15 protein-coding genes are annotated in these 17,406 nt (G+C 55.5%); all 15 read left to right on the forward strand.

Going from position 1 to position 17,406, the window contains the following annotated elements; genetic code table 11:
- Positions 1-15: 15 nt before the first annotated feature.
- The 15 genes from AC07UC_RS31745 to AC07UC_RS31815 all read left to right on the forward strand — a co-directional run bounded on the left by AC07UC_RS31745 (position 16) and on the right by AC07UC_RS31815 (position 17,173).
- A complete protein-coding gene (locus AC07UC_RS31745; protein ID WP_494908625.1) occupies positions 16-1,041 on the forward strand; it encodes a 2,5-dihydroxypyridine 5,6-dioxygenase NicX family protein in 1,026 nt (341 codons plus the stop codon).
- Between the two features lie 88 nt (positions 1,042-1,129).
- Entirely contained in the window at positions 1,130-1,897 is a 768-nt protein-coding gene (locus AC07UC_RS31750) for a maleate cis-trans isomerase family protein (protein ID WP_494909018.1), read from the forward strand.
- Positions 1,888-2,700, forward strand: a complete 813-nt coding sequence (locus AC07UC_RS31755) for an alpha/beta fold hydrolase (RefSeq protein ID WP_494908626.1) — start codon at positions 1,888-1,890, stop codon at positions 2,698-2,700. The genes AC07UC_RS31750 and AC07UC_RS31755 overlap by 10 nt, the downstream gene beginning before the upstream one ends.
- Positions 2,697-3,314, forward strand: a complete 618-nt coding sequence (locus AC07UC_RS31760; RefSeq protein WP_494908627.1) for an isochorismatase family protein — start codon at positions 2,697-2,699, stop codon at positions 3,312-3,314. Before AC07UC_RS31755 ends, AC07UC_RS31760 begins: the two co-directional genes overlap by 4 nt.
- 22 nt (positions 3,315-3,336) lie before the next feature.
- Complete coding sequence (locus AC07UC_RS31765) at positions 3,337-4,047, forward strand: TetR/AcrR family transcriptional regulator (protein ID WP_494908628.1); 711 nt, start codon at positions 3,337-3,339, stop codon at positions 4,045-4,047.
- Between the two features lie 246 nt (positions 4,048-4,293).
- Positions 4,294-5,334, forward strand: a complete 1,041-nt coding sequence (locus tag AC07UC_RS31770) for an alpha/beta hydrolase (RefSeq protein WP_494908629.1) — start codon at positions 4,294-4,296, stop codon at positions 5,332-5,334.
- A gap of 14 nt (positions 5,335-5,348) precedes the next feature.
- On the forward strand, positions 5,349-6,224 hold the full coding sequence (locus AC07UC_RS31775; RefSeq protein WP_494908630.1) for an ABC transporter permease: 876 nt from the start codon (positions 5,349-5,351) through the stop codon (positions 6,222-6,224).
- Positions 6,224-7,135, forward strand: a complete 912-nt coding sequence (locus AC07UC_RS31780) for an ABC transporter permease (protein WP_494908631.1) — start codon at positions 6,224-6,226, stop codon at positions 7,133-7,135. The genes AC07UC_RS31775 and AC07UC_RS31780 overlap by 1 nt, the downstream gene beginning before the upstream one ends.
- Before the next feature lie 5 nt (positions 7,136-7,140).
- Positions 7,141-8,220, forward strand: coding sequence for an ABC transporter ATP-binding protein (locus AC07UC_RS31785; protein ID WP_494908632.1), 1,080 nt, complete (start codon positions 7,141-7,143; stop codon positions 8,218-8,220).
- On the forward strand, positions 8,220-9,653 hold the full coding sequence (locus tag AC07UC_RS31790; protein WP_494908633.1) for an aldehyde dehydrogenase family protein: 1,434 nt from the start codon (positions 8,220-8,222) through the stop codon (positions 9,651-9,653). Before AC07UC_RS31785 ends, AC07UC_RS31790 begins: the two co-directional genes overlap by 1 nt.
- 16 nt (positions 9,654-9,669) lie before the next feature.
- A complete protein-coding gene (locus AC07UC_RS31795) occupies positions 9,670-10,878 on the forward strand; it encodes an aspartate aminotransferase family protein (RefSeq protein ID WP_494908634.1) in 1,209 nt (402 codons plus the stop codon).
- Entirely contained in the window at positions 10,875-11,912 is a 1,038-nt protein-coding gene (locus tag AC07UC_RS31800; protein ID WP_494908635.1) for an agmatinase, read from the forward strand. The genes AC07UC_RS31795 and AC07UC_RS31800 overlap by 4 nt, the downstream gene beginning before the upstream one ends.
- A gap of 45 nt (positions 11,913-11,957) precedes the next feature.
- A complete protein-coding gene (locus AC07UC_RS31805; protein WP_494908636.1) occupies positions 11,958-13,109 on the forward strand; it encodes an ABC transporter substrate-binding protein in 1,152 nt (383 codons plus the stop codon).
- A gap of 270 nt (positions 13,110-13,379) precedes the next feature.
- Positions 13,380-14,294 carry an amidohydrolase family protein gene (locus AC07UC_RS31810; protein ID WP_494908637.1) on the forward strand — a complete coding sequence of 305 codons (915 nt, stop codon included), beginning with the start codon at positions 13,380-13,382 and terminating at the stop codon, positions 14,292-14,294.
- Positions 14,291-17,173 (forward strand): FAD-binding and (Fe-S)-binding domain-containing protein, encoded by a 2,883-nt coding sequence (locus AC07UC_RS31815; protein WP_494908638.1) that lies wholly within the window; start codon positions 14,291-14,293, stop codon positions 17,171-17,173. The genes AC07UC_RS31810 and AC07UC_RS31815 overlap by 4 nt, the downstream gene beginning before the upstream one ends.
- Positions 17,174-17,406 lie beyond the last annotated feature (233 nt).

The raw sequence follows: 17,406 nt of genomic DNA on the forward strand, positions 1-17,406 counted from the left end.
GCAGGAGGAACTCTAATGGACATGAATTCTCTTATAGAGATTTGCCTTCATCAACTTGTACACAGTGGAGTGCAGGAAGGTGAGAAAGTCGTGATCCTCTCCCAAGGAAACGAACGTCTCGACTACGCTGATGCATTTATGGCTGCTGGTCAGCGACTGGGTGCCTTGATGTACCATATGCGCTTGCCTCCGCCGGTACCGACCAGTGCCGCCTGGAATGTCGGACAGACGGGGCTTGCCACCAATCCTGAAGCTGTAGAAGCCCTAAAAAAGGCCGATATGGTGGTCGATCTGATTTTCCTTCTTTTCAGTGACGAGCAAATGGCGATTCAAGCCGCCGGAGCGCGCGTGTTGACAGCGGTAGAGCCGGCGCCATTGCTCGCTCGGTTGCTACCGACCAAAGAGCTCAGAGATCGGGTCGAGATCGGAGCAGAACTGCTCGCAAAAGCGAAGACCATGCGTATCACCAGCAACGATGGTACCGACGTGATCTACAAACTCGGAGTGTATCCGACAATGAGCGAATATGGCTGCACCGACACGCCGGGTCGTTGGGATCATTGGCCGGCGGCCTTCGTCTTCACCGGTGGCGCCGATGACGGTGTCGATGGTCAGATTGTTGTCGCGCCCGGCGACGTTCTGCTGCCGTTCAACAGCTATGTACGAGACCCCATCATCTATACGATCGAAAACGGGACCATTATCGACATTCGCGGCGGTCTCGATGCCGAACTCGTAAAATCCTACATGAAATCCTTCGATGATCCAAACGGTTACGGGATGAGCCATGTGGGATGGGGGCTCGACCACAGGGCAAAATGGCATGGCTTGACCCACTTCCCTGGAGGGATGGGTATGGAACTGCGCTCGTTCTACGGGAATGTCATGTTTTCAACCGGGCCGAACAACGAGCTTGGAGGCCCGAACGGCACGGCGTGCCACCTGGATATACCAATGCGCAATTGCTCCCTGTTTCTTGATGATGAGCCCGTCGTCATCGACGGCGACGTTGTCGTGAAGGAAATGCGCCACACGGCTTAATTTGCCGTTTTGTGCTTGCGGACAACTCAACGAGTGACCGACGTGGGTGAACGTTCGTGGGCACCGACCAGCAAGAGAAAAATCAATGATGACAAAGACATTATATCGAATCGGCCAGATTGTTCCAAGTTCCAATGTCACCATGGAGACGGAAATCCCGGCAATGCTTACGGCCCGGCAGTTGATCCGTCCCGAGCGTTTCACCTTTCACTCATCTCGGATGCGGATGAAAACCGTAGGCAAGGAGGAGCTGGCGGCGATGGACCGTGACTCTGACCGGTGCGCCCAAGAGCTTTCGGATGCTGCGGTTGACGTTATGGGCTATGCTTGCCTGGTCGCAATAATGGCGATGGGACCTTCATATCATCGTAGCTCGCAGGAGAGGCTTCAGCGCACTTCAGCGCAAAACAATGCGCCGACCCCCGTCGTGTCGAGCGCCGGTGCGCTCATCAATGCGCTCCATCGAATGGACCTCAAGCGGATCGCCCTTGTCGCTCCATACATGAAGCCGCTCACCCAACTTGTTGTGGACTACATCCGGGCAGAAGGGATCGACGTTGTCGATCATATTGCGTTGGAGATTCCGAACAATCTGGACGTGGCGCGTCATGATCCGGAGAACCTGCCTGAAATTGCAGGCCGGCTTAACCTCGAACGAGCCGATGCCGTGGTGCTCTCGGCATGCGTTCAGATGCCCTCCCTGTCCGTTATACCCAAAGTCGAAGCGCAGCTTGGAAAGCCCGTCTTGTCGGCCGCAATTGCAACGACTTGGGCGATACTGAATCAACTCGATCTGGATCCAATCGTGCCGGGCGCTGGAGCGCTCCTGTCAGGTGCTTACCCCAAATGCCCATAAGCGAGTTAGTCTATGGTGCCAATGTCCATGCGAATGGAATTCGGCAGCATTATCTGCGCTATGGTGGTCAAGGATCCCCCCTCGTTCTGCTGCCAGGCATAACAAGCCCTGCGATTACGTGGGAGTTCGTCGCGCTTCGACTTGCTCGGGATTTCGACGTGTATGTTATCGACGCCCGGGGGCGCGGCTTGTCATCGTCGGGTCCAGATCTAGACTACGGGTTAGATGCCATGGCCGCCGATGTGTCATGTTTCGTCGAACAGATAGGATTAAGCGACTATACTCTGCTCGGGCATTCCATGGGTGCCCGCATTGCGATCCGTACGGCGGGATCGGCACCCAAAGTGCCTTCAAAGCTTGTCATTGTTGATCCGCCTATGACAGGCCCTGGTCGTCGGCCATATCCAGCGCCATTGTCCTGGTATGTTGACTCCATTCGTTTGATGCGACGTGGAGAAAGCTGGGAAAAGCTGCGGCCGTTTTCGCCGACATGGTCGGAGGCGGAGCTTAGATTGCGCGCGGAATGGTTGCACACCTGTAACGAGGACGCGGTTGTGCAGAGTTACCATGACTTCCATGGAACCGACATCCACGCAGATCTGTCGAAACTGACCATGGACACACTATTGGTTTCCGCAGGCAGGGGTGGCGTAGTGACACCGGCCGACCTGGAGGAGATATCACACCTCAATAACGCAATCCGACACCAACGTGTAGAGGATGCGGGACACATGATACCCTGGGATGATTTTGAAGGCTTCTTCAGCGCCATCGGTCCATTTCTGAAAGGATGTGCTCGATGACGGATAAACATGACGTCTATGCGCGTCAGGGCTTTGGCCAACCCATCGGGCTCGGGAGCGTGATTGGCCTCATGATCGTGGATTTTGTCAACAGCTTTGCTAACCCCAACCAGTTTGGAGGCGGAAACATCGCGCCCGCGATTGAGTGCACCAAGGAGCTCCTTGCCTATTCTCGCGCTCACGGCTGGAAAGTCGCGCATAGTCGCATCGTCTACATGAACAACGACGCCAACGCCAATCCCTTCTGCCGCAAAATCCCGGGCTTACTGAGCTTGAAGGATGAGGCTTTTGCCAGCCAGATTGTGGACACCCTGAAGCCAATTGAAGGAGAACTCGTAGTCAAGAAGTCGGTGCCGTCAGCGTTTTTTGGAACCATGCTTGCCCCTTGGCTGATGAGCCATGGCGTGAATAGTCTGATAATAGCCGGTGCCACGACATCAGGATGTGTGAGAGCCACAGTCGTAGATGCGATTTCGTATGGCCTGCGCGTTACTGTGCTGAAGGATTGCGTTGGCGATCGGGCCCTTGGGCCACATGAAGCCACTCTCTTTGACATCTCTCAGAAATATGGCGACGTTATTTCTCTAGGCAAACTCAAAGCGGCAATTGCCTGAAGTTTGATATGGTGAGAAATTGATGGAAAGTATGAAAAAAGGCATGGATAAACCGCGCAATCTGAAAACATCCGAAAGAAAACGCCCTGCTAAGAGGGAGCGTAATCGCCCCGGCCGACCGGAGGGTCAAACTAACCTCCGCGACAAAATTCTCGACGTGGGCGAGCTTCACTTTGCTGAGTTCGGCTATTCCGGAACATCTCTTCGTCAGGTCGCGGAGCAAGCCGAGGTCAATTCGGCAATGATCGGGTACTACTTCTCCTCGAAGGAAAACCTCTTTCGAGAGGTTTTCCTTCGCAAGGGCATGCAGGTTGCGCACGAAAGGCTGACTGAACTCGAGCGCCTTGGAATGAAGGGGGAGTTGACCGTTCGCAATTTGGTTCGCGCGTTTCTAGCTCCTTCGCTGCGCTTGCGCGAGACGGATCAAGGGCGTGCGTTTTTGCGTCTCCATTCTAGGCTCCATATGGAGCCGGAACGTATTGCGTATGAACTTCGCAGCTCGGTCTACGACGAGTCGACGCGCGCCTACGCCAAAGCCTTTCTCAATTTGCTTCCTGAAAAAGATGAAAGGCAGGTGTATTTCAACATGTCTCTGATGATTGGAGCATACCTTTACGCTTTTTCAGATACCAATCGTCTGAATGAACTACTGCCACCAGGTTCAGCCGCCCAAGATAGTGCGAACGACCTCGACGTGACGGTCAAATTTATCACCGCGGGGATGGAGTCCTAACCTCCTCCCGCGCCACTCCGATGCCTTGATCAGCGGCATCGTCAAATGCCAGATTTTCTTGCCTTAGTCACGGCAGAATTGCCGAAAGGGCTAGACCGACATAGAAATTAATTATACGATGGATTAATAAAAAATGGTACGAAGGCGCCTCAGAGGCGCAGTGGAGGAAATCGTACAGATGCGATCCAGCCGTATCTCAAGCAGAGTTCGGCATTCTCGATCGAGCATCCGCGGCAACCGGACCGGATGCTGCCCCTGTTCGATTTGAAGAGCTTTAAGTTTGAAACAAATGAGCAAAATTGGCGTCAGCGCCCAGGAATGGAGCATAGCGTGAACAGACGAGAGTTCGAATTTTTCAGCGACGGAATCAAGCTCCGGGGGGAGCTTCATCTGCCGGCCGATTATGAATCGGGTCAGAAGCGACCGACGGTGATTATTGCCTCAGGCAGGTTGGGGCTAAAGAGTTGGATCCCTCCGCGATGGATGCCTCTGTTCCTTGAGGTGGGATTCGTTTGCGCCGCCTTTGACTATCGCAATCTCGGCAGCAGCGATGGCGAGCGCGGTCGCCTGTTTCCCGAAGAAGAGATCCGTGACGTCAGGAATGCGTTCACTTTCTTAGAGCAGCAGCCTGAGGTAGATTCTGAGCGATTTGCCCTTGTTGGGTGGGGGCTCGGCGGTGGCATTGCGGTATCGGTCGCAGCCCGCGATCCCCGCGTGAAGGCTGTGGCCTGCGTCAACGGCTTCGGCGACGGCGAACGCACTGTGAGGGTTGGTGTCCCTGAGGACGCTTGGCTTCGGCGAAAGAAACAACTCGCCGTCGACCGTATCAAGCGCGTTTTGGAAGGAAAATCCGACTACATCTCCTATGTAGATGTGACACATCCGGGTAAAACACCCGATGTTGGCCAGTATCAGGATTTCCGAAACGCGCTGAATAACGCAGTTGGCGCAGAGGATGGCAAGGCTATCGGCCTGGGCCACGGACTTCCAGATCGTTTCACACTCGAATCCGCCGAAGCCCTCTACGAATTCAGGCCAGAGCGAGAGGCTCTTCTGATCGCGCCACGGCCGCTGCTCGTGGTGCATGCCGAAGACGACGACTACTACCCCGTCGATGAGGCCTACAGCCTCTATGAAAGCGCGTCTGAGCCCAAGAAATTGGTTATTATCAAAAATGCCGGCCATATCGATTGGATCGAAACCAGCCACCCCCTGCATCGTCCCAATGTGAAAGCGACCGTCGAATGGTTCGTCGATCAGGTGGGGAGCCCACGCGGCTCGAATTAGAGTGAGGGCAACTCATGGCTTTGAGTTTCAGAAGGCGTAAGGGCGACGTGCCCTGGCTGCTGCTAGGGCCCGCTCTGGTTTCGATAGCTTTCTTCATCGTAGCGCCGATCGTGTTCATTGGAACGTATTCCGTGCTCACACGATCGGCAACCGGCGCCATCGAATTCCATCTGACGCTGGAAAATTGGGCATATGTTTTCAGCGACCTGTTCTATCTTGAAGTGCTTGCGAAGACAGTTTTGATGGCTTTGGTCGCAACTGCGCTTTGCGCGCTTATCGGATACGCGCCGGCCTATTTTCTCACCCTTGTTTCCCCGCGGGTGCGGAATTTTCTCCTGTTGCTGATCTTCCTACCGTCATGGATCAGTTACGTCATAAGGACGATGGCGTGGATTCCGATCCTAGGGCCTGAGGGCCTGCTCAATCACTTTCTCGTTTTGACCGGTTTCAGTACTGCACCAGTAGGGCTGCTTTACAATGACTACTCCGTCTACATTGGCGTCGTGCAGTATGTCCTGCCCTTCATGATTGTGAATGTCTTTATCGGGCTGCAGTCGGTTGATGAGAATATAGTCATGGCTGCCCGAACGCTTGGGGCAAGCAGCTATCAGGCGTTCCTCACCGTTACGTTCCCACTCGCTCTGCCGGGGCTCGGTGCCGGTGCGCTGCTTTGCTTTATCCTCGCGATGGGCACCTACGTAACACCACTGCTTCTGGGCGGGACGGGGACGACCTATTATGCGAAGCTGATCTACGACGCCGTCATTCTTGAAAATGACTGGCCGGTCGGTGCGACGGTGTCGCTGGTACTAGTCGTCTTCCTGGCCGCGACCATCGCCCTGTATGCCAGAAAATTTGGCCTAAGCCATGTACTCAAAGGGGCCAAATGATGAATAGCAGCTTCGTCGCTCGGTTTTTGCTCGGCCTCAGCTACGTCGTCGTACTTATTTTCATGCTCGGCCCGGTCCTTGTCATCGTGCTGTTGAGCTTCAATTCTGCGCAATATGGAAGCTTTCCTATCGAATCCTACAGCCTGCATTGGTTCAGAGAACTGGCGCGGGACGAGGCAATTATTACTGCTTTCAAGACTTCGCTGATCATCGGACTAAGTGCGAGTGTCGTTGCTACAGTCATTGGTACGAGTGCAGCTTACGCGGTCTCGCGTTTTGTCTTCCCAGGACGTGGTATCATCCAGATGCTCCTCACTATGCCGATTCTGGTTCCCCATGTCATATTGGGGGTAGGTCTTTTGGTGACCTTCCGCTTCTTCGGGCTGAACAAGAGCCTGCTCTTGCTGATCATCGGTCACGTCGCTCTGATCCTTCCCTTCGTTGTATTGACGACCCAGCACAGGCTGCAACTTATTCCGGCTTATCTGGAGGAAGCTGCGCGTACGCTGGGAGCCAGCCGTTTCCATACGTTCCGCACTGTGACGTTGCCGCTCGCAATGCCTGCCATTGTGGCGGGTTGGGTTCTGGCATTCATGTCTTCCTTCGACGAAGTGACTGCTACGCTCTTCTGGCGGCCCGCGAATACGGAAACGATCCCCACCTATGTGATGGGTATGTTGCAGTTCTCCGTTGATCAGCGGCTCAATGCACTTGGTGCGGTGTTGGTAGGCCTGACCACTTTCATTCCATTATCGGTCGCCATTTTGCGGCTGTTTCCAAGGAAGCCACTATCTCGCACGGAAGAAATTGAGGCTGCGACTACGCCGTCCGAGGTCACCAGACGCATTCCCAACTTCGAAGCCAATTCATCTATGCCAGCCAGCGATGCCGTCGTCGCGATTAGGAGCTGAAAACCATGGCCGGAAAAGACGTGACAATCGCCAATGTCAGCAAAGCTTATGGAGGAGCCGTCGTCGTAAACCAAGTCAATTTCTCCGTCAGGGAGGGAGAGTTCGTTTCTCTCCTTGGCCCGTCGGGTTGTGGCAAGACGACCACGCTTCGGATGATTGCGGGGTTGGAATCCGTAAGTGCTGGCGATATCACAATTGGGGGCACTCGCGTTAACGAAGTGCCGGTGCATAAACGAAATATCGGTATGGTTTTCCAGAACCATGCTCTGTTCCCGCACAAGACCGCCTTCGAAAACATCGCTTACGGTCTACAGTTCCGAAATGTACCGAAAATTGAGATCGAGCGCCGGGTCCGCCGTGCGCTGGAAGTGGTACGCCTTCCGCACATGCAGGACAGGCTTCCCTCCCAGCTTTCCGGCGGTCAGCAGCAACGCGTCGCAGTTGCGCGTGCAATCGTCATAGAGCCCGATCTCCTGCTGTTTGACGAGCCTCTTTCCGCGCTCGACGCAAACTTGCGCGAAGAAATGCGGGTCGAACTGAAGCGTATCCAGCGGGATCTCGGCATTACGACTATTTTCGTCACACACGACCAAGCTGAAGCGCTGGCCATGTCCGACAAGATAGTGGTGATGAACCGAGGGCGCATGGAGCAGGAGGGCCCGCCGGAGGCAATATTCAACAGACCACAATCGGAATTCGTCGCCAAATTTTTCGGCCAAATCACGCGTATCGCGGCGACGGTAAAGGAAAGTGGCCCAGAGGGCTCGAGTGTACTGCTCAACAATGGATACCCTGCGCGCCTAACACATACGCTACCGACAGGCGCAACAATTGTTGAGCTGGTTCTGAGAAGTGAACGTGTCCTGGTCGACACCGGTCACTTTGGTACGCCAGATGCCGACATTTTCGATGGCGAAGTGATGTCGTCCGAGTACCTCGGCATGCTTGTACGTTACACGGTATCGGCGCTTGGCACAGAGATAAGCGCCATTCAGCCGCACAAGGGTCGCTCATTACCCGTGGGAAGCCGCGTGCAATTGCGCGTCGCACACGACGCTTGGCTGACGCTATTGGAGGAGAGATAATGCCCGATCCAATGAGTTTTTACATCAATGGTGCTTGGCACGCGGCCAATGCAAATCCGAGGATCGATCTCACCGATCCCGCCACCGAGAAGGTTTTTGGAACTGTTGCTGACGCCGAGCCCGAGGACGTCGAGCGTGCGGTCGCAGCTGCAAAGGTCGCCTTCCCCTCATTCTCTGCGACAAACAAGTGTGAACGCGCCGCGCTTCTTCGTCGTATTGCGGATGTCTATGATGCCCGCAAGCGCGAGATTGCTGAAACGATCAAACGTGAAATAGGTGCTCCTAAATTTCTCGCCGAAGGCCCCCATGCAAATGGCGGATCGTTGTTCTTGCGCGCTATGGCCGATACACTCGAAGAGTTCCAGTTCGAAGAACAGGAAAACAGTACATTGGTCGTCAAGGAGGCGATTGGCGTCTGCGCTCTAATCACCCCGTGGAACTGGCCAATCAATCAGATCGTCAACAAGGTTGCACCGGCTCTTGCTGCCGGCTGCACGATGGTGCTGAAGCCAAGCGAGATTGCACCGCTCACCGCGATGACCTTTGCTGATATGCTTCATGAGGCCGGCGTTCCGCCAGGCGTGTTCAATCTTGTCAACGGCTATGGTCCTCGGTCTGGTGCCTGGCTCTCGTCCCATCCGGACGTTGATATGGTATCCTTCACCGGTTCAACGCGAGCAGGCGCTGAGATCACGCGGGCGGCCGCTGCGTCGATCAAGCGCGTAACGCTGGAATTAGGCGGCAAATCAGCGAATATCCTGCTCGATGACGCTGATTTCTCAGTGGTTGTGCCAAAGGCAGTTGAATTGTGTTTCAACAACTCGGGCCAAACCTGCAATGCACCCACCCGTCTGCTGGCACCGCGGTCGCGCTATGACGAAGTGTGCGAACGTGCTGTCGCTGCAGTGCGGAATATTGCTGTCGGAGATCCAACCGTAGAAACGACACGGGTCGGACCGGTCGCGAATTCAGTTCAATTTGCCAAGGTGCACGGCTTTATCGAGCGGGGAATTGCCGAGGGGGCGCGTGTCATCGTGGGCGGGCCAGGCCGTCCGGATGGCTTGCCCATTGGCTTCTATGTGAAGCCAACAATCTTCGCAGATGTCACTTCATCAATGGAAATCGCACAGCAAGAGATCTTCGGGCCGGTCCTCGTGATCATCCCGTACGAAGACGATGATGACGCAGTGCGCGTCGCCAACGACAGCATGTACGGCCTCGCCGCGGATGTTCAATCGTCGGATTTGTACCGCGCGCGCGCAGTCGCGCGGCGCATCCGGGCTGGCACTGTCCGGATCAACTATCCGCCACTCGACCGGAACGCTCCCATGGGCGGGTACCGAATGTCGGGAAATGGACGAGAGCGCGGTGTCTACGGCATGCACGAGTATCTCGAGATCAAGGCGCTCATGGGTTACGGCGCCTCCAAATGAATTGAAAGAGGATACTATGACCATCTCTCCCCTTATGCCCACATTCAACCGGTCCCCGATTTCATTCGAGCGTGGACAGGGTAGCTGGCTGTGGTCACACGACAACGAGACATATCTCGATTTTGGATCGGGAATTGCGACCAATAGTCTTGGCCATGCGCACCCTCACCTCGTTGGCGCGATCGCCGACCAGGCCTCCAAGATAATACATGTTTCAAACCTTTATCGCGTGCCACAGGCCGAGAGGCTGGCGGAGCGCCTCGTTCAGGCATCGTTCGCCGATAGCGTATTTTTCTGTAACACCGGGGCCGAGGCCAATGAAGGCCTGATCAAGATGATTCGCCGTTACCAAAGCGACCAAGGGCATCCGGAACGATACCGTATCATCTGCTTTCACGGGGCTTTCCACGGCCGCACCCTCGCGACCATCGCGGCAACCGGCAATCCGGCTTACTTGAAGGGTTTCGGTCCGGTTGTAGACGGCTTCGACCATGTTTCGCCTGGCGATCTCCAGGCGGTCGAGGATGCCATCACGAATGAGACAGCGGGAATCTTGATCGAGCCCATCCAGGGCGAAGGTGGAATTCGCGTTATTGCAGCGGGCTTCCTGGCTGGCCTTCGCGATATCTGCGACAGGCACGGGCTGGTGCTGGCCATGGATGAAATTCAGACCGGCGCGGGCCGAACCGGGAGGCTGTTCGCTCACCAATGGACGAGCGTCACGCCAGACATCATGTCGGTCGCAAAGGGAATTGGCGGAGGCTTACCGCTTGGCGCGATCCTGGCCACGGAAGCCCTGGCCAGACCGATGGTTCCGGGAACTCACGGAACAACGTTCGGCGGGAACCCACTTGCCTGTACCGCAGGAAATGCGGTTCTCGACATCATGCTTTTTGAGGGCTTTCTCGATGCAGTCGTGGCCCGGGGACAGCAACTGCGCGAGGACTTAGAGCAGGTCGCTGCGGAGTTTCCCCAGCTCTATTCCGAGGTTCGGGGCGCGGGCCTTTTGCTCGGCTTAAAATGCGTCGTATCGAATGCGGAGGTTCGCAATGCCTTGCTTGCGCAACGGCTCCTTACCGTGAATGCGGGCGACAATATAGTGCGCTTCGTGCCTGCGCTCATTGTTAGCCCGGACGAATGCGTCCAGGCAGTTGAACGCGTGCGTGCGGCTTCACTTCAGCTCATGGAAGAACAGGGCACCTCCCAACGGAAGGCACTGCCATGAGCGGCGATATCAATCATCTACGCCAACTTTTCGGGGATCCTTCCACCACAAACGGTAATGCGGATGGGTTGGACGACATTCGAGCAAGTTTGTCGAAGGAGAAACCGCGCTCGCCCTTTTCTGGTGCGACAACCTTCCTGTCACTGCCCAACCGCCAGGACCTGAAGGAAAGCGGAAACTTCGCAGAACTGGACGTCGCGATCGTTGGCATCCCGTACGACCTCGGCGTTACGAACCGGTCAGGTGCCCGCCTTGGCCCCAAGGCAGTGCGCAATGTCGAGCGCGTCGGGCCGTTCAGCGCCGCCCACCGTATAGCACCGCCAGCCATGCTTCGCGTCGCCGATATAGGCGACGTCGATTTCCGCGAGCGTTATCAAATCGAGAGCTGCGTCGAGGACATCGAGATTTTTTTTCGTCGGCTCGTTGCCCAAGCCGTCACGCCGCTGACCGTCGGCGGCGATCATTCACTGAGCTTCCCGATCCTGAAAGCAATCGGGGCGTCTCAGCCGGTTGGCCTAATCCATATCGATGCGCATACCGACACAAGCGGGCCTGCAAACGGAACAGCGTTTCATCACGCCACACCATTCCGCAACGCGGTACTGGCCGGGGTTCTGGACCCGAAGCGAACCGTCCAGATCGGAATGCGTGGGGCTGGCGGCGTTTGGTCGGAGTTTTCTCACGCGTCTGGAATGACAGTCATCCCCACCGATACATTTGTGGAAGATGGGCCGGGCGCGATTGCAAGGCAAGTTCGAGAGATTATCGGAGTTGGGCCTGTTTATATCAGTTTCGACATAGACAGTATTGATCCTGGTTTCGCGCCTGGTACGGGCACGCCTGAAGCAGGAGGGCTTGCACCGCGCGAGGTCTTTTCGTTTCTCCGCAAACTCGCTGGAATCGAAATTGTCGGCGGCGATGTCGTCGAACTCGCCCCGCAATATGATCCAACGACCAATTCCGCACTTGTGGCAGCCCAAACACTTTTTGAGTTGCTGGCCCTCGTCGCGATGAAAAGAGTTTATGACCGATAATATCAACTTAGACTCACGAGAACAGGCCAACCAGAGGAGGATGCTATGGACATTACTTCAATTTATGATCGGCTTCATTCAAGATTGAGAGATGGCGATATATCCCGTCGCTCTTTTTTGGGGCGACTTGGTATCCTTGCGGCGGCAAGTGGGGTTGGTGGCAGCGCAATGTCGCTGTTTGCACCCTTGGCCCGAGCGGAAGTGAGTTCGGTCCGCTTTGACGGCTATGGTGGCGCCGCCCAGGCGGCATGGGAAAACAACATATTCAAGCCCTTCATATCCAAGACCGGCATTTCGGTTGATCAGGGATCTTTCAGCAGCAACGACGAGCTGTTGTCGAAAATCACGGCCGACGGGCTCGACCAGTATAATTATTTCGACTGCGGTAGCCCGCTCGACGCTTTGCGCTTCTGGCGGCAATCCTACCTTGAGCCGCTCGATGAAACGAAACTGCCCAATCTGGCCAACGTCGCCTCTCGCGCAGTCGAAAGTTTCAAAAAGCCGTTCGACAACAATCTCATCGGCGTTCCGTACACCGTGACAGGCTATCTCATCGCCTACAATACCGAGAAGATCTCCGTCGACGAACTCACCGCCAAAGGGGTCAACATCCTCATCGATCCCACCCACAAAGGCGTGATCACCGGGCAGGATCGATGGTCGACTCGCATCTGGTTCGCGGCTCTCCAAACGGGACAAGACCCTAACTCTATCAAGGATATCGATGCTATCTGGGAAAGAATTCGCGAGAGCCGCCAACTAGTCCTCAAATACTACACAAGCGGCGCCGAGCAGACTCAGCTTCTCTCCTCGGGCGCCGCACATCTCGGTGACGGGTTCTTTATCCGAATCCATAACATGCAGCGACAAGGGCTGCCGATCCACGGCTTTCAGGTGCCTGGACTGAGCCTCTCCTTCGGCGCCCTTGTCCCTCTCAGAGGCAGCCCGAAGGAACCCTTTTACGAGATGGCCAATATTCTTCTCACACCAGAAGTACAAATCCAACTGGCGCTCGGCCTAGGCACTATGTGCGCGCTCGACATGTCGAAAGTCGACGTGCCACAGGAAATCAAGGAAATGCCAGGTTACGATCCGACGGGCGAATTACGTGGCTGGACCATACCCGATCCGGTGTATTGGTCAAACAACGCTGACGCATGGCAGCGTCAGTATCAGCGCCTGATGGCGCGCGGCTAGGACCGAACCCGACCGGACCCACACAGCAATACTTGAATACTTGAAGCTCTATCTATGAGCCATCCTCCCGCAGGGGACAGCTCATAGCATCATCTATTCATACAACAGATGGCGAACCAGTAATGTGGCATTGTCGCTCGGAGTACTAGAGATTGTGATCACAATTGTACTGAATTCGCACGGGAACGAAAGCACGTCCTCATCATCCTCGGCTACGCAGATTGCATACGGTTAGGCTGTTGGATTCCCTTTCCTTACAGGAGGCTTGCAATGACGTTGATGTCGCCCAAGAACCCCCCATTCTGTCCGCCACCAGACGATGTCACACGACCGGCCGCGCGCTTTGCGATACCCACCAGCGCAGTTGATTGTCACGCGCACGTAATCGGTTCCGAACCGGATTTTCCGCTCTTGAAGGACCGGAGCTATACGCCGTCTCCGGCGTCGCCTTCCGAATACTTCAAGATGCTAGACGCTACATCCATGACTTATGGAGTGTTGGTCCAAATCAGCGTCCATGGTAAGGACAATCGCTATCTACAGCAGGCATTGCGCTCCGCACCTAGACGTTTGCGAGGTGTTGCGGTGATTGATGCGACCGCGACCGACACGCAATGCCAACGGCTGGTCGATGACGGGGTAGTTGGTCTCCGAATAAATGCAATGTTTCGAGGTGGTGTCTCAATCGCGGACATCGAGCGCTACGGTGCGATCTGCCGGGATTGGGGATGGCATTTACAATTGCTGGTTGACGCCTCTGTCTTGCCGCAGCTCGCTGCCCCCATCTCCAATCTTCCGGTTCCCGTCGTCTTCGATCACATGGGGCACCCAGCAGTTGCACAGGGCATAGGAGCGAAACCTTTCCAGACGCTTCTTTGCCTCGTCAGGGATGGATCTTGGGTCAAACTTTCCGGCGCTTACCGCTTCACGCAGCAAGGCTTGCCTTATAGCGACGCGCTGGCATTCGCCCGGGCACTTTATGGGATTGCGCCAGAGCGGTGTGTCTGGGGCTCAGATTGGCCGCACGTCGCCCACTGGGGCAAAATGATGAATGTGGGTGATTTGCTAGACCTGCTATTCGATTGGTTGCCTAACGAAAGGGACAGAAAGAGGGTTCTCGTTGATAATCCACGCCGGCTCTATCGGTTCGGAACGGAGACCAATACCGAGAGCCTCTCGTCGTGAAATCATTCGACTATCCGGTCGGTTCGGCCGCCCACTTCAGGGAACTTAGCGGCAGTTTGCGAAAGGCTGGGTTTGCAGGCGACATAGTGGATGATCCTGCATCGCTTGCTGCGATGTCCACCGATAACAGCGTCTACCAGATTACCCCTGATTTGATCGTTTGCCCTCGCCATAGCAACGATGTCCAGATCATAGCAACAGTTAGTGCAAGCCCGGGGCTCGCAGGTATCGGCCTAACAGCGCGCGGTGGTGGTACCGGAACAAATGGTCAAGCGCTCAATCACGGCGTGGTGATCGACTTTCGCAGGCATATGAATCGTATCTTGGCGTTGGATGTCGAGGAGGGTTGGGTGGAGGTTGAGCCGGGCATAGTGCTCTCCGAACTCAACGATGCAATCGCACACACAGGACTGTTCTTTGCCCCCACAACCTCGACGGCAAACCGCTGCACGATCGGCGGCATGATCGCCACGGACGCATCGGGTAAGGGCTCTCGTATCTATGGCAAGACAAGCGACAATGTACTTGGGCTTGAAGCCATCATTCGTGGAGGACTTGTTCTTGACAGTCACCGTCCGACACCTGTCGCGGCTATGCCCATTTTGGAAGAAATCGCTTCCGCATGCGATTTGGGCAGAGATGCCCTGTTAAGCCGTGTGCCGGAACTGTCGCGACGTTTTACAGGTTATGACCTAGATCGGGCCCGGCCAGACGCGCAGACACTAGAATGGTGGCGCCTTCTGATCGGTGCTGAGGGAACCCTAGGGCTTATCACGCGCGCTCGTTTAAAGCTCATCCACAAACCGCTCAAGAGCCGCTTGCTGGTGATTGGCTACGATAGCTTCGAAAACGCCTTGGCGGCTGCGCCAGCTCTGCTTGAATGCGAACCACTCGCCATAGAAGCTCTCGATGGATGGGTGCAGCGCCTGGCAGAGGAGGCTGGTCTCTTGGAGAGCCTGCCAAAAGATCTGCGTGGTAGACTTGGTGCAAGACCTGTTTACAATTTTGTCGAGTTTGCGGACGACGAGGAAGCCGTGCTCGACGAGGCAGTACGACGAACCATCAATGTCTTGCCCAGGATGACGCGCGTTTCCGGCCATCATGTAGCGAAAACGCATGCGGAAATCGCCCATCTTTGGTCCGTGCGATCGGCCAGCGTGGGGTTGCTTGGAAAGGCCAAATCCAGGCGTAAGCCAGTAGCCTTCGTCGAAGATTGTGTCGTTCCTCCAAAAAACCTTGCTGCATTCGTCAAGGATTTCACGAGCCTCATTCGTGAGGAAAATGTGGACTACGGTATCTATGGCCACATTGATGTCGGCTGCCTGCACGTCAGGCCCGCGCTTGATATCGATGCCATACCAGACCGGATGATCCTGAAGCGCTTGTCAGATGCGGTTTACACAGCTGTCAACCGTCATGGTGGCATTTTCTGGGGTGAGCACGGCAAGGGAGTTCGCGGCGAGTATTTGGCCGATTTCGTCGGCCCTATCGCTTATGAAGCGTTCCGGCGTGTGAAAGCGGCTTTCGATCCGGCCAATCGGTTCAATCCGGGAAAGCTGGTGACACTTAGTGGCGACGTTCTCGGCGTTTCTAGCACACCCTTTCGACAAAGAAGCCCCAGGGACTTGGGCACACTCGACAAGGCCTTTGCGTGTAACGGCAATGGTCTGTGCCTGAGCTACGACAAAGCCTCTCCTATGTGCCCGTCCTTCAAGGCCACAAAGGACCTACGTCATTCTCCAAAGGGGCGCGCTGAAGCACTGAAGCGATGGGACAAAGCAAAACGCGAAGGTGCCACGGATTTATTGGAGATCGAGAATGCTACCTTTGAGGCTCTCGACGGCTGTCTTGGTTGTAAGGCGTGTTCGGGATCTTGCCCCGTTCAAGTCGATATCCCCGCGATGAAATCGACGTTCCTGGAAAGCTATTATGCTACGCGACCACGCAGGGCAGCTGACGTTTTGGGAATCGCTTTAGAGCGGTTTTTTCCGATGCTAGACCGGATACGCCTGCTATTGCGCTTGGGGCAACATTTCGGTTTGGATAGGGTAGCCGCACGGGTAGCAGGTTTGGTGGACGTACCCCGGTTTTCTCGTCATGGGCTATCGACACTGCCTTACCTCATCGTCGATCCCTACAACCTGAATAGCCCGTGGTCCGTAAATACGGTGTTTATCGCACCCGATGCATTCACGGTGCTGTTCGACGTCGACGCAATCCGAGACGTTTGCGACGGCCTCGCTGCAGTTGGGTTTGCGCCTGTGGTTCTCAAGCTCGGTCCTGCCGGCAAGGCAGCACATGTCAAGGGACACCGCCAGGCTTTCATTGATCAGGCAGAGCGCCTTGCGCAGTCTCTGAACGCTGTCAGGAAACTCGATCTGCCGATCGTTGGCGTCGATCCCGCATTTGTCCTGTTGTTGAGGGACGAATACCGCAAACTCGGATTGTTTACTGATCAACCCGTGCTCCTAGTGCAAGAATTCTTGCTGGATAGGGTGACCTCGGAATTTATGCAGGAACCAGTAATCGATCAGCAAGCCTCATCCGTCTTTCTTCATTGCACGGAAGTTACCCGGGGACCAAATGCACTCGGCCAGTGGAAACAAGTGTTTCAGAGGCTGCGTATCCCGACCACCGTGGTTGCAACAGGTTGCTGCGGCATGGCCGGGTTTTTCGGGCATGAGCGAGATAACCTCGAAATAAGCCGGTCGATCTTCGAAATGTCCTGGGCAGCCCCAGTTGCTAAACAAGACAGGATTTTTGCGTCTGGGTTCTCGTGCCGGTGTCAGGCGAAGAGATTTGGGGGCGTGAGAGCTGCGCATCCGATGCGCCTTGTTGCAGAAGCTTTTCAAGCAGGGCGCACTGAAGTCACGAAATGACACTACCGTCTTTCCAGACGCCCGAAACTCGTCAGAGGTCAACCTCGCCGCTACGACTAGGTCACGTGTTTGTCGAGATCAGATCGGAAGCCGCTCGTCGTGGTCGTGTGCCTCCGTTTCCATTTTCATCAGACGTCCCTCGTAGCTGCTCCTTGGGCTTCAAAACTTCAACCTGGCGAAGCTTGGACCGTTATCCGATCACGCTGAATCGTTCCGGCGACGCGCATCGGCTG

It is taken from the genome of Mesorhizobium sp. GW821-FHT04C10 (assembly GCF_059420305.1).

Coding starts and splice junctions, on each gene's coding strand:
- AC07UC_RS31745 (WP_494908625.1), top strand. CDS start 16: ATGGACATGAATTCTCTTATAGAGATTTGCCTTCATCAACTTGTACAC.
- AC07UC_RS31750 (WP_494909018.1), top strand. CDS start 1,130: ATGACAAAGACATTATATCGAATCGGCCAGATTGTTCCAAGTTCCAAT.
- AC07UC_RS31755 (WP_494908626.1), top strand. CDS start 1,888: ATGCCCATAAGCGAGTTAGTCTATGGTGCCAATGTCCATGCGAATGGA.
- AC07UC_RS31760 (WP_494908627.1), top strand. CDS start 2,697: ATGACGGATAAACATGACGTCTATGCGCGTCAGGGCTTTGGCCAACCC.
- AC07UC_RS31765 (WP_494908628.1), top strand. CDS start 3,337: ATGGAAAGTATGAAAAAAGGCATGGATAAACCGCGCAATCTGAAAACA.
- AC07UC_RS31770 (WP_494908629.1), top strand. CDS start 4,294: ATGCTGCCCCTGTTCGATTTGAAGAGCTTTAAGTTTGAAACAAATGAG.
- AC07UC_RS31775 (WP_494908630.1), top strand. CDS start 5,349: ATGGCTTTGAGTTTCAGAAGGCGTAAGGGCGACGTGCCCTGGCTGCTG.
- AC07UC_RS31780 (WP_494908631.1), top strand. CDS start 6,224: ATGAATAGCAGCTTCGTCGCTCGGTTTTTGCTCGGCCTCAGCTACGTC.
- AC07UC_RS31785 (WP_494908632.1), top strand. CDS start 7,141: ATGGCCGGAAAAGACGTGACAATCGCCAATGTCAGCAAAGCTTATGGA.
- AC07UC_RS31790 (WP_494908633.1), top strand. CDS start 8,220: ATGCCCGATCCAATGAGTTTTTACATCAATGGTGCTTGGCACGCGGCC.
- AC07UC_RS31795 (WP_494908634.1), top strand. CDS start 9,670: ATGACCATCTCTCCCCTTATGCCCACATTCAACCGGTCCCCGATTTCA.
- AC07UC_RS31800 (WP_494908635.1), top strand. CDS start 10,875: ATGAGCGGCGATATCAATCATCTACGCCAACTTTTCGGGGATCCTTCC.
- AC07UC_RS31805 (WP_494908636.1), top strand. CDS start 11,958: ATGGACATTACTTCAATTTATGATCGGCTTCATTCAAGATTGAGAGAT.
- AC07UC_RS31810 (WP_494908637.1), top strand. CDS start 13,380: ATGACGTTGATGTCGCCCAAGAACCCCCCATTCTGTCCGCCACCAGAC.